This window comes from Nitrospira sp. Nam80, assembly GCF_965152575.1.
The window spans coordinates 2276983-2289391 of record NZ_OZ224216.1 but is presented as its reverse complement, the minus strand read 5'-3'; the positions used below and the strand labels follow the sequence as shown (position 1 = coordinate 2289391).

At 59.5% G+C, this 12409-nt stretch carries 10 protein-coding genes; 9 read left to right on the top strand and 1 reads right to left on the bottom strand.

Annotated elements, in window-relative coordinates; all coding sequences use genetic code 11:
• Window positions 1-40 precede the first annotated feature (40 nt).
• From ACWGXE_RS10760 to ACWGXE_RS10720, 9 genes are all read left to right on the top strand, one after another.
• A complete protein-coding gene (locus ACWGXE_RS10760; protein ID WP_447603606.1) occupies window positions 41-403 on the top strand; it encodes a response regulator transcription factor in 363 nt (120 codons plus the stop codon).
• Window positions 404-406: 3 nt separating this feature from the next.
• Complete coding sequence (locus ACWGXE_RS10755; protein WP_447603605.1) at window positions 407-952, top strand: chemotaxis protein CheW; 546 nt, start codon at window positions 407-409, stop codon at window positions 950-952.
• Window positions 953-1044: 92 nt separating this feature from the next.
• On the top strand, window positions 1045-2919 hold the full coding sequence (locus ACWGXE_RS10750) for a methyl-accepting chemotaxis protein (protein WP_447603603.1): 1875 nt from the start codon (window positions 1045-1047) through the stop codon (window positions 2917-2919).
• A 53-nt stretch (window positions 2920-2972) separates the two neighbouring features.
• Complete coding sequence (locus ACWGXE_RS10745) at window positions 2973-6350, top strand: Hpt domain-containing protein (protein ID WP_447603601.1); 3378 nt, start codon at window positions 2973-2975, stop codon at window positions 6348-6350.
• Between the two features lie 52 nt (window positions 6351-6402).
• Complete coding sequence (locus ACWGXE_RS10740) at window positions 6403-6954, top strand: chemotaxis protein CheW (RefSeq protein WP_447603600.1); 552 nt, start codon at window positions 6403-6405, stop codon at window positions 6952-6954.
• Between the two features lie 87 nt (window positions 6955-7041).
• Window positions 7042-7461, top strand: a complete 420-nt coding sequence (locus ACWGXE_RS10735) for a chemotaxis protein CheW (RefSeq protein ID WP_447603598.1) — start codon at window positions 7042-7044, stop codon at window positions 7459-7461.
• 10 nt (window positions 7462-7471) lie between these two features.
• The gene (locus tag ACWGXE_RS10730; protein ID WP_447603596.1) at window positions 7472-8956 is read left to right on the top strand and encodes a response regulator; all 1485 of its coding nucleotides are present in this window, start codon (window positions 7472-7474) and stop codon (window positions 8954-8956) included.
• Window positions 8957-9015: 59 nt separating this feature from the next.
• Window positions 9016-9966, top strand: coding sequence for a hypothetical protein (locus ACWGXE_RS10725; RefSeq protein WP_447603595.1), 951 nt, complete (start codon window positions 9016-9018; stop codon window positions 9964-9966).
• A 166-nt stretch (window positions 9967-10132) separates the two neighbouring features.
• Entirely contained in the window at window positions 10133-12208 is a 2076-nt protein-coding gene (locus ACWGXE_RS10720) for an HD-GYP domain-containing protein (protein ID WP_447603593.1), read from the top strand.
• On the opposite strand, the gene ACWGXE_RS10715 is transcribed toward ACWGXE_RS10720, so the two are convergent.
• Window positions 12205-12333 carry a hypothetical protein gene (locus tag ACWGXE_RS10715; protein WP_447603591.1) on the bottom strand — a complete coding sequence of 43 codons (129 nt, stop codon included), beginning with the start codon at window positions 12331-12333 and terminating at the stop codon, window positions 12205-12207. The two genes, ACWGXE_RS10720 and ACWGXE_RS10715, sit on opposite strands and share 4 nt — an antisense overlap.
• Window positions 12334-12409 lie beyond the last annotated feature (76 nt).

Below are 12409 nucleotides of genomic sequence, written 5' to 3'. Positions count from 1 at the left end.
GGTCCACGTCCCAACATCGGAATCACCAGGAGGAACACGCATGAGCAAGATCGTCGTCGTCGATGATTCGTACGCGGAACTGCAAATGATCGAAGGCTATTTGAAATCGGCCAACCATACCGTCGTCTCCTATCCCAATACCGACAAACTGGAAGACAAGCTGGCCGCCGACAAGCCGGATGTGATTGTCTTGGACGTCGTCATGCCCGGGCGCAACGGGTTCCAAGCTTGCCGTGATCTCAAGAATGACGATCGCTTCAAGAATATTCCGATCGTGCTGTGCACATCCAAGGGACAGGAAAGCGACAAGTTTTGGGGACAACAACAAGGCGCCAACGGCTATGTCGTCAAACCGTTCAAAGCGGAAGATCTGTTGGCGGCCGTCAAAAAAGCGATGAACTGACCGATGGCCGACCTGCCTGCCCCGCGAGCGGATGGGCCGACATCCGCCATTCCGTTCGTCTCTCACTCGAAGGGTGAATCACCGTCGCACAGGCCCGACATGTCCCTGCGAATGTGCGTCCTCAGCCTGGGCGGGGAATTATTTGCCATCGATCTGCGCAACATCCGCGAAGTCTTCGAAGTCGAAACGGTGACGGCTGTTCCCGGCATGCCCAGCATGTTGACCGGCGTCACCAACTTGAGAGGCACCGTCATACCGCTTCTCGATCTTCGGGCCAGTCTGGGGCTGTCGGTCGCCGATGTCTCCTTGCCGTTTGCCGTGGTCATTCGACATGGTCCCCGACAAGTGGGGGTATTGGTCGATCACGTCCCCGAAATCCGATCCGTCCCGCGTGAGCACCTCCTCCCGGCCGCGCATTCCGGCCCGGCCGGCGCGCGCCCATTCGTCTCATCCGTGCTCCGTCTGGAAGAGCGGCTGGGAGGAGTGATCGAGGTGCCGCAAGTCTTCGCGCAAATCGATGGAGGAGAAGCCGTACTTCAAAGTCAATGATCGGACATGAATCGCGTAAAGGAAGACCCCGCCGCCGTTCCAGTCGGTCTCTCCGGTCCGCCGCCGGCGCGAGTTAGAACAAGGAGGCAACCATGGTCGGGCAAGGTGTCATGCATCGCTTTCAAGACCTTAAGACACAATCAAAACTGCTGGTGAGCTTCGGCATCGTTAGTGTCATCATCATGGTCATGGCCAGCGTCGGTATCGCCACGCTGCGCCAATTGAGCTCCCAATCGCAGACCGTATATGTGGAATATACGGTCCCGCTCGCGCAATTTGCCGAACTCGGAACCTCGTTGACGCGCCATCACCAGATTCTGTTGGACCTCGCCCAAGCTACAAAGCAAGACGACTTTCTTCAGGAAGCGGCCAAACTCGAACCGCTGAAGCAGGGCATTGCCAAGAACATTGCGGACTACAAGGCGACGACGCTACGGATTTCACGGTCCGGACGGGATGAGGCGAAGGACATGGCTCTACTGGAGTCTGCGCTGCAACAGTATTTTCAAGACGCGCAGGGCGCGCTCAGCGCAATGGCCGACAGTTTCGATAAAAAACTCCTGTCTCCAGGACAAGCTGAGCAAATGCGGGCCCTCGGCGTCTTGGCTTTGACGGTCAATCTCACGCCGCTGTTTGAACAGGCGATCAAGCGACACAGCGAACAGGTCGTCAGCATGCAGGATGTCGCCAAGGACTTGAACGAGGATGCTCAGGCGGCCGCTGCCAACGGAACGATCCTTCTCGTGGTCGGCGGCATCGTCGCCGTCGCGTTGGGATTCGGCATCGGATACCTCATGGCCCGGTTTCTGGCGCGCGGTATCAGCCATATCGCCAATGTGGCGACCCAAGCGGCCGGCGGAAATCTCCAGGCGCGCGCCAAGGTGCACTCGCAGGATGAATTGGGACAGATGGCGAAGGCCTTCAACTCCATGCTGGACCGGATCACGGCCTTGGTGCAAACCGAGGAAGAACGGGATGTCATGCAAAAGCGGTTGATGCAGTTTCTCGTCCTCGTCTCGGAGGTCGGAAAAGGCGACTTGTCCAAACGAGGCGAAGTGACGGCGGATATGTTCGGCAACCTCGCCGACGCATTCAATTTGATGACCGCACGGTTCGGGCAACTCCTGAAGCAAGTGCGCGAGTCTGCAGAGCGCGTCAATAAATCGGCCGGAACATTGCGTGATTCGGCCGGCCAGATGTCCGGCACGGCTCGCCACCAGGCGGAAGAATCCGTCCGGACGTTGAATGCCGTCGAACAATTGGCGTCATCCATGCGCCAGGTGGCCGATACGGCCGGCGCCTCTTCGGAGTCGGCCAAACGGGTGTTGGCTGCCACCGAACGCGGAAACGACGCCGTGCAGGAAACCGTGCGCGACATGCATAGTATCCGTTCCGCCGTGCAGCGGATGTCCAAGCAAGTGAAGGGCCTCGGAGACCGCTCCCTCGAAATTTCCCAGATCGTATCCACCATTCGCGACATTGCCAATCAGACAAACCTCCTGGCCCTCAACGCAGCGATCGAGGCGGCGGGCGCGGGAGAAGCGGGTGCCCGGTTCGCGGTCGTCGCGGATCAGGTTCGGAAACTGGCGGAAAGCTCCACTCAAGCCACCCGCGAAATTGCCGATCTCGTCAAAGTGATTCAGACGGAGACACAGGATGCCGTCGTGGCGATGGAGCACGAAACACAAGCGGTGGAAGCCGGATCGGCGTCCGCCCTCAAGACGGGCGACGTGTTCTCGGAAATTTCTGCGATTGCTCAACGGTCCTCGGAACTGGCTCAGAACATCGCCAGCGCGGCGGCCGAACAAACAGCCTCCACGGATAAGGTAGGACGAGCCATTAAGGAATTCACCGGCGGCGCAGTCGCGACTCAGAAAGCGACGGATTCCACGCGACTCACGATCGAGGACATGGCTAAGCTGGCGGAGGGACTGACCAGTTCAGTGGCGCAGTTCAAAATCGCATAGATCAGCGCCCAGCAGAGCGGCGGCCGCATCGCCGTTCGGAGCAGAGTGTTCGAATGAGCAATGAGTTTGATCGCGAGCAACTGGTCGGCATCTTCGTGGCGGAAGCCGGCGATGATATGGCCATGCTGTCGGCCGTGCTGCACCCGGCCGGAAAGTCCCACCCGACGCCGGACGACATGCGCGGCCATCAGACCATCGGACACAAGCTCAAAGGAGCGGCCCTTCTCTATGGGTTTCCGGGACTCGGCCGGCTCGGCGAGCACATCGAGACGCTGCTCAACGACCCCGGAGCCATGGCGGAAGCAACTTGGCCCGGCACAGTCGAGTTGCTTCGAGAGATCGTGCGTTCATTCCAGGCACAAATCGAGATCATCGGTAAGGGCGGAACCGAGAATGCTCAACCACTGGAGGATCTCTCGCGCCGAGTCGGAGCATTCCTCTCATCCGGTGAATCCCATGTGGAGGCGCAGGTTTCACAGGTTTCGGCTGGGGCGGAGGTCTCTGATACCTATTTGGTGCCGGAATTGGACGCGGAAGTCCTGTCCTATTTCGCGCCCGAAGCCGAAGAGTATCTCAACACCATCGATCTTCTCACCGAGCGCCTGGAGCACGCCGCACAAGACGCGGAGGCCGTTCAGCAACTCTATCGTGTGTGCCATACCCTCAAGGGCTCGGCCTACACAGTCGGATTTCAGGTCATCGGAGACGTGGTGCATCCGCTTGAAACCTGCATGATTGCCGTGCGCGAAAAGCGCACTGAGATCAAGCCGACTTGGATTCCCGGGATAAGGCGGGCCGTGATGCTCATTCGGTCCCTCATGCGGCGCGACGCCAGCCGGATTGACATCTTGAAACACGAACTGACTGAGGTCATGGTCCTGTTACGTCGGTTGGAAGCGGGGGCTGAAACGGACACGACTGTATCGATCGGCAACACCGCACAGGCAAGCGGCGTCGGCACATCGGTCAAGACGGACGCCTCAATGGACCACCCGGAACAGCAGGCCGGTCACCCGGAGGAAGCGTATCCGGACGAGTATCTGGTGCCCGATCTTGATGCAGAAGTGCTTTCCTATTTCGCGCCGGAAGCCCAGGAATATCTCGAAAGCTTGGAAGGCTTGCTGCTGCGGTTAGAGAAGGAATCACGCGATCCCGATATCATCAATCAGTTATTCCGCGCGGCCCATACACTGAAGGGCTCCGCCTATACGGTGGGATTTCAATCAATCGGCGACCTAACGCATCACATCGAAGATTTCATGGGCGCCGTGCGCGAAGGGCGTTTACAGGTATTGCCGGGACATACGGATCTGTTACTCCGTTCCATCGACGTGATCAAGACGTTGATGCGGCGAGATCCCTCCATCGTTGTTCGGACAAGGACGCGCTTTTGCGCATCCATGGGGGAATTGAAGCAGCTTGAACAAATGCCGGGCGCTGCGCCGCCCTCAGGATTCGTGGAAGCGCCGGATGGCCGAGACGTAGACGGGGCGCCGGCTGCTTCCATCGGAAGCCCAGACCACACGCAGGCGCCGGCCGTCAAGTCCGCTGAGGAGCGAGAGGTCATCCGGGTCAGTCGCGACCGTCTCGAACGATTATTGAATCTGGTCGGTGAATTGGTGATCGATCGTGGTCGGTTGGAGCAACGGCTGCGCGTGCTTGAGGAGCTCTCTCACCAGGTCCTGGCCAATAAAACGCGCCTGATCGATGCCGTGCGTTCCTTCGAAGACAAACATTCCTTTTCCTTCCAGCCGATGCCGGCCGCTCCCGCGCCGGCCGTATCTCCATCGCTTCCCGGTCTGAGCGAATTCGGGACGTTGGAACTGGATAAGTATGACGATTTCAACATTCTGGCCAGGCGGATCAGCGAAGTGACCGCCGACATCGCCGAATCCATGTCACAGCTGAGCGGATCCATTCGGCGGGCGCAGGACGACATGGGCCAGCTTCAGCAATTGACGCTCAGCATGCGCGACGAAATCGCCCGGGCCCGCATGGTCCCGATCGGAACCCCCTTTACCCGTTTCCGGCGCGCGGTACGAGAAATGGCCCGAACGACGGGCAAGGAAGTCAACCTCGTCACCTCCGGTGAACATACGGAAATTGACACCGGGGTTGTCGAACGCCTTGTCGATCCGCTTGTGCATCTCGTCCGTAACGCGGTGTATCACGGCATTGAACCGACCGCCGTCCGCCTGTCCCGGGGCAAGCCCACCTCGGGCACCGTGTATCTTCACGCCGCGCATCGGGGCAACTCCGTCATTATCGAGGTTGAAGACGACGGCGCCGGCCTGGACCTCCAGAAGATCAAGGCGAAGGCTGTTCGTCTCGGTCTCATCCGGCAAGAGACGGCCGACACCCTGCCGGAATCGGAGGTCATCAAATTCATCTTCGTCCCGGGATTCTCCACAGCCGAATCCGTCGGGGACCAGGCGGGGCGGGGGGTCGGGCTCGATGTTGTCAAGCGGGTCATTGAGACCATGAACGGACATATCGAAGTCGAATCGGTGCAAGGGCAGGGAACAAAATTCACCATGCATTTGCCGCTGACGCTGTTGATTGCAACCGCACTCCTCGTGCGGGTCAAAAATGCGCGCTATGCCATTCCGCTTCCGAGCGTCAGAGAAGTCACGATGCCATCGGCGACCTCGCTGCAACAAATGGGAGACCGAAGCATTCTCCATGTCGGGGGCGAAGCGATAGAAGTCCATCCGCTCGCGGAATTGCTCCGGCGCGCGACCGGTCTTGTCGATCAAGCCACGCCCGTCGTCATCGTCAGAACCGCGACCGGGCCCTTGGGCTGCGCCGTGGACGAGTTGCTGGGACGCCAAGAGATCGTCATCAAATCCTTGGGCGCATTGAAGCCCTTTGAGCGTTCGGTGTTCGGCGGCGCCACCATCGATCCCGAGGGCCGAATCATCCTCGTGCTCGATGTCAGCCGGCTTACCACCCGCGAGTATCGAGACGCATTGCCTCTGGCGACAATGGGCCCGCTCACGGAGGCCTTGGATGGGCTTCCTGAGCCGCCCACAGAAGCGCCAACGCGGGCACAACATCGGCCGCTGTTACTGATCGATGATTCACTGAGCATCCGTAAGTTTGTCGGACGCATGCTGGAAGCGGCCGGATACACGGTGGACACGGCCGTGGACGGCGAGGAAGGTCTTCGCAAAGCTTCCGCGCAGGCCTACCGGCTCATCATCACCGATTTGGAGATGCCGAAACTGAACGGATTTGAAGTCATCCAGGCCTTGCGCGGCCGGCCACAGACCCAACAGACGCCGATTCTGGTCATGACGACCAGGGCGGGTGAAAAGCACCGCCAAATGGCGATCAACATCGGCGCCTCCGGTTATATCGCAAAGCCGGTTGAGGAACGGGCTTTGATTCAAGAGATTCAGCATTGGCTCGGGATTGAGAGTCCGGTTTAAAAGTAAGCAAACCGTTGGTGATTTCTTCGTTCCTTGACACAATACGACTGTCATGGCGCTCCGCAGTCATAAACCAACAGCCACGGCCATTCAATCGGCCGTCAGATTTCTGATAGCCGGATGCGGGCCCTACGTCTTGGCGTTTCCCGCCGGCTGGGTGCGCGGAATCCTGACCCCCGAAGAAGCGGGCCTCGGCCACGATGTTCGGTGGGCCGGAGCCACTTATCCTGTGACGGATTTGGCATACCGCCTCCTCCTCGCCTCGGCAGCGGAATCCATCGATAGACGTGTCATCCTCTATGGAAGCGGAACATGCCTCTGCGCGTTTGCCGTGGACCGGGTGTTCGAATTAATCGATACGAACCGGATGGATCTGCAGCCTCTTCCGGTACAGTTCAGGAGCACTGAACGAATCCGCCTCTCGGGTATCCTGTTCTATAAGAGCACCATCGCATTAATTGTGAATCCTTTGTGGCTCCTTGAGACGAACAGCCGCATTGACGCATTTCAAGCCTGTATGACGATGGATGGCACAGACACGCCGTCCTGTGACGCCGCGGCGTGCGTGCCACACGTTCAGATTCCGGCCGAACCGGTAAAGTAGGGGAAGACCTTGTTACGATCTCAACAGCGCCTGTCACTTCCCGCGCACCAGCGACAGACGGCTCTCGGGAAACATCGGGGGCTGCTCATGTTCTCAGTAGGCGGCCGGCAAGTGGCCGCGCGTACGGAGGAAATCGCGGGGGTGCGTCCATGGCCCGAAGCGATGCCGGTTCCGAGCAATACCCCGTTCGTCACATCCTTGATCCGAATCGATAAGGAATGCCTGCCGGTATACGACCTGGCCGCGAAGCTGAATGGCCGCATCAATCCCGTGGGCGCCCTCTGCCTGATTATCAAGCACGAGGACGGCCCTCTGGCGGTCTGTATCGATCCGTCGATTCCATCGCTTCACATGGTGGATTCATCCACCATTCAGGAACGGCCCAGTGATGAGTCGGACATCGTCGGGATTTGTTCGGTCGGCGATGAACAGCTCAGCATTATTCACCTGGCCCGGCTTGGGAAGGGAGCCTTGGCCGAAGGTTCCGGGTATCACAGCCACGTGTGAGGACTCATTCATGCCGAAGATTTTAATCGCCGATGACAGCATTGCCGTCAGGAAGGTTGCGGAACGTCTCCTCACTGAGGCGGGCATGGTCGTCTCGCTCGCCGCCAATGGGACGGAGGCAATGGCATTTCTCGGACGGGAGTGTCCCGACTTGGTCGTGTCGGATGTGATCATGCCCGACAAAAGCGGATACGAAGTTTGCTCCTTCGTCCGAGCCCAGCCGAATCTGGCCGCTGTCCCGGTCCTGCTCATCTCTGGAATCGTCAATGACGAAGTCACGAGGCAAGCCGAGTGCTGTCACGCAGACGGTGTCCTGAAGAAGCCTTTTCAGGGAACCTCGCTGAAAGATCGGGTGCAAGACCTCCTCTCGAAGCACCGCGACAAGGCACAGGCGCACGCGGCATCGTCGGCCACAAGCAACGGCAACCTCAATGTCGAGGTTACCCAGCAGGATCGCATGCCGAATCCGGAGGAGCGGATTCCGGACCATCGTAAGACCGAACCGGAGCCGGCTATGCCTTCAGCCGTGGCGCAGCAGCCGGCCAACCCCATCCCGGAATCTTCCTCCGCCGCGGACGGCGACGCGTTGCGGGCCCGCATCGTGGAACTCGAGGCCGCCCTTCAGGATGCCGGTGACCGCGCGCATCAGATCGAGACCAAATGGAAGGAGGCGGAACCGCTCATCGAGCGCGCAGTCGAGCTGGAGAAGGTTCTCGCCGAAGCGCGCCGCGAGTGGGAAGCATGTGAACGCGCGCTACGGTCTTCCTTGCTGGAGGAACAAACGCGCAATCAGGAATCCTCCCAGCGGGCGGAGCAACTCGCCGCGAGCCTGGTCGATGAACAACGGCGCGCGGAGGAACTCGCCGCGCGGGCGGCCGAAGTCGAACCACTTTCAGTCCGTCTCGCAGAAATGGAATCGACGCTGGCTACCGAGCGGGAAGCGGCCGCTCTACTCGCCGACAATATGTCCGCGGAGGACGCCCGCAAGGCGGCCCGTATCAGTGAACTGGAAGCCACCCTCGCGGCCGAGCGTGATGCGGCGACACAGCTCGTGCAGCAAATCACCGCGCTGGAGGATCTGGAAGGACGGGTCAAGGATCTGGAGGCGAGACTCTCGTCGGAACGCGAGCAGTCGGCCAAGTTGCGCAATAGAATCGTCGATCTCGAGCAAGATTCGACGCGAGCCAAAGAACTGGACGCGGCCTTGATCGCGGAGCGGGAGCGATGCGCGCAATTTGAAACCGCGCTCTCGTCGGAACGACAGCAGGCTGCCATCCTCGTCCAACAGGTGACGGAATTCGAGCAGGCGGTGAACCGGGCGCGAGAGCTGGACACCGTTTTGGCGAGCGAACGCGAGCGGTCCACTCAGCTCGCCAAGCGTGCCACGGAAGCGGAACACCTGGCGGATCAATCGAACCGCCGGCTGGAAGACATGGCGCGGAAGCTGGCTGAGATTGCAGGCCTGGCCTCTCAATTGGGACAGAGCGCACGCTGATCTTTCTGTCTTCCTTCATCGCCGGTCCCGACACCCGTTCATCATGAGGACAATCCCCCGTGTCTACCGACACCCACAACAACGAGGATGAATTTCAGAAAGAACTGGTCGAACTGTTCGGACAGGAAGCACAGGAATGGCTCGTCCAGATTGATGCGGCGCTGACCGAACTGGGAAGCCAGCCGGCATCGGACCGCCACAGTCAACTTGTCGAGGCCATCGTGCGGGCCATTACAAGCCTCGGCGGGTCCGCCGCTACGATCAACCTTCCCGATGTCGAACGCGCCACGTTCGCCCTGCTTCCGTTCATCGAGATCATCCGGGACAGAACCACGGCAACCAATCAGGATTATTTCATCGTCCGACAACAGTTCAGCCTCGTCCGAGCCTCGGTGGGAACTGCCACGGGGATCGCGCTCGATCCCGATCGGCCGGTCGAACAACCGGTATCCGCTCCCGGCGCCATTGATGTCGTTTCGCTTTTGAACTCCCTTCTCGAGTTGCAGGAAACCTGCGCCCGCACGCGAAGCTGGACTAGACATCTCATCCAGAATGCCATCCGCCGTCTGGAGCAGGAAGCGGCAGAGGGGAAGACTCAGATCGAACCAGACGCGGTCCGGCGGATGCTGGAGGAACTGACCGGAGCAGATGATGAACTGTATCTCGATGTGCAACGGGCGCTTCCGGATATCAAGCGCGTGGTTGATACGGTCAAGGCGCGGCCGTCTTGCAGACCCCTTGCTACAGATGACCTGATGTCATGGGCACATGAAGTGGAACGCCTTCATAAAAAAGCCCAGCATATCAATGCCGTCACACTGGTGACGTTTCTGGCCGGACTGCGCAATTTCTTCACGCTCGTCGCCCAACGGCAGCTTGGTTTGCCGCCGAACAGGCTGGAAGCCGTCGCCGCTCGCATCATGGCGGTGGTGGAGATGACGCACGAGTGGGTTCAAAGCGGACAAGAAGAGCGGGAGGCCATCGTGGCAATTCTGCCGGCTGACCGGTAGTCGATCGATGTCGAGGCGCGCGCGCAGCGGATTCCAACGTTCATCGAGGCGGCGCCCGGTCCCATGCGGCTTCAATAGGATCCAAATCGTATCGCCCGGCACAGTACGGGTCGGGATGAGTGTAAAATTCGTTGATCAGCTTGTTGTGTGAGAGGATGCGGGGACTATGAGGCATGCGGATTGGTACGAACGCGCTCAAGAAGAATTGTCTCGCCTGGCAACCGGCGTGCAGCAGCGCCAGCCGCTCAATCTTGAGGAGATCTCCCGGCTGGCGACCACACTGATCGGTTCATTGCAGAAAGGAGATCGCCTGGTCATTGAGGCCCTATCTGGCCCGGCCGGTCCGCCGCTCATCACCAACTTGCTGAATGTCGGCATCCTGACGACCAAAATCGGAATGGGACTCGGGTACTATGGCATCGATCTGCAACGCCTCGCCATCGCGGCTCTCGTCCATGATATCGGCATTTTCTCCATCCCTCAGAACATCTTGAAGAAAACAGGCCGGTTGGCGCCTGACGAGCGCGTCCTCATCGAGGAGCATCCACGCCTTGGCTCCGAGATCATCCGGCAGTCCGGGGAATCCTATCAATGGCTTGCCGATGTCGTGCTTCAGGCACACGAGCGCTGGATGGGACAAGGCTATCCAAACAAACTCAAGGGGAGGCAGATCAACGAATTGGCACAGATTATCGGTGTGGTCGATGTCTTTGATGCGCTGGTCAGTCCTCGCCCCTATCGCCGTCGGTTCCTGCCGCATGAGGCGATGCGAGAACTCTTCATCAACGAACGAAATGCGTTCCCCAGGGAAGTGATCAAGGCCCTGGTGGAACAACTGTCGGTCTATCCCCTGGGCACAAAAGTTCGATTGAATACGGGAGAAGAAGGCATCGTCATCGGAATCAATCCGAAATATCCAAGTCGCCCTCTGATCACGCTCGACCGGGACACCGCGTCGCAGACCGCAGAAACTCCGCGCGTGGTGGACCTGAGCCAGACGCCATCCGCATGGATCGCGGCGGCACTGACTCCGCCGGACATGTCGCACATAACGCCCACGTTCACAGAACGGGGACGAGCCACCGCGGAACAACCGGTCCGCTCATCCGATCAATTTGCCGCACTGCTGGAGAGTCTCGATGCGATCGCCAATGTCATTCAGACAGTCGTCGATACCAGGGAGGTTGCCGGTCTCTCCACACCGCCGGCCGCCAAGCCCTCTACGGATCATGACGCCGCTCAGGCGAGCGCCCAGCAGGCCCTGGATGCGGCGATCGAAAAGGAAGTGCTGGGCCTGTTCGCCTTGGAAGCCCGCGAATGGATCCGCCAGATCCAAGTGGCCCTGGTAGCGCTGGATCAGACGGTGGAAAAAGAATGCCAGTCCGAACTTCTCAAGATCATGCTGGACGGGATGAGCAATCTGGCGAAGTCCGCGGCGACCGTTCCTGTCCCGGCCATCGAACATATGGCCCTTGACCTTATTCCCTTACTTGATTCTGCCGGGAGGCAACATCGCACCATCGCGGCACAGCACCTTGAAATGGTTCAAGAAGGTCTCTCCCGTCTCGCAGCGGCCGTTCGCGAGCTGCCTTGTGAAGCGCCCAGTTGGCTGAAGAGTGAACCGCTCGAAGAATCCTCCGCTACACCGAGTCCCATCGAAACATCTTCCACGCTTGCCGAACATCACGTCACTCCCGAGACGGAGAAGCCGGCCGGTTCGATCCTTGATGCGCTCCGGCGGTTGCACCAAGCTCGCGGGCGATCGATCCAGCCAATGCGCGATATCCTCGAGGAAGTGATCCGCCGGGCGGAACAGCTCGAGCCGTTGACCGATTCCATTGATGTCCGAACCATCGGTCGCATACTTAACGATCTGGACTTCGTGGATACCGAGTTCTTGAACCACGTCACGGGACGCGTTCCGGCCATAGTAAAAATACTCGCCGGACTCCAGGCAAGGCCCGACCACGCGTCTCTTTTTACCGACGGGCTGGACTCCGTCATGCAGGACATCGAAGAGTTGCATGCATCCGCTGAACGAGTCAGCGCGGCCGCCATCATGCTGTTTCTGCAAGGCCTCCGCGGATTCCTTCTGGTCGCAGCTCGCAGCAAACCACCAAGCATCTCCCATCGATTGCAAGCAGTACAGGATCGCTTGACCGCCCTGGTGCCTCTCGCGAAACAATGGGTGGATATCGGCCGCATCGAGCGGGCCTCCATTATTGACATCCTGCCCGTCTAGCCCGCATCACAACGCCGTCGCCGGCCCGCTCCGCCTTCTCCCCATTTCTTCACACCGTCGATATTTCCGCAGCAGGCATCGTCGTTCCACCGTTTCACCGCGATACTCACGTCCTTCTTGTTCATCTGATCGTTTGCTCTCGTAGATCTGCGCGTTATAATGCCTCACCTGCCTGGCCATAGCCGTGATGCAGGGTCAGTG

Excerpts from the sequence above, each read along its gene's own strand:
- ACWGXE_RS10760 (WP_447603606.1), top strand. The coding sequence starts at position 41 with ATGAGCAAGATCGTCGTCGTCGATGATTCGTACGCGGAACTGCAAATG.
- ACWGXE_RS10755 (WP_447603605.1), top strand. The coding sequence starts at position 407 with ATGGCCGACCTGCCTGCCCCGCGAGCGGATGGGCCGACATCCGCCATT.
- ACWGXE_RS10750 (WP_447603603.1), top strand. The coding sequence starts at position 1,045 with ATGGTCGGGCAAGGTGTCATGCATCGCTTTCAAGACCTTAAGACACAA.
- ACWGXE_RS10745 (WP_447603601.1), top strand. The coding sequence starts at position 2,973 with ATGAGCAATGAGTTTGATCGCGAGCAACTGGTCGGCATCTTCGTGGCG.
- ACWGXE_RS10740 (WP_447603600.1), top strand. The coding sequence starts at position 6,403 with ATGGCGCTCCGCAGTCATAAACCAACAGCCACGGCCATTCAATCGGCC.
- ACWGXE_RS10735 (WP_447603598.1), top strand. The coding sequence starts at position 7,042 with ATGTTCTCAGTAGGCGGCCGGCAAGTGGCCGCGCGTACGGAGGAAATC.
- ACWGXE_RS10730 (WP_447603596.1), top strand. The coding sequence starts at position 7,472 with ATGCCGAAGATTTTAATCGCCGATGACAGCATTGCCGTCAGGAAGGTT.
- ACWGXE_RS10720 (WP_447603593.1), top strand. The coding sequence starts at position 10,133 with ATGAGGCATGCGGATTGGTACGAACGCGCTCAAGAAGAATTGTCTCGC.
- ACWGXE_RS10715 (WP_447603591.1), bottom strand. The coding sequence starts at position 12,333 with ATGAACAAGAAGGACGTGAGTATCGCGGTGAAACGGTGGAACGACGAT.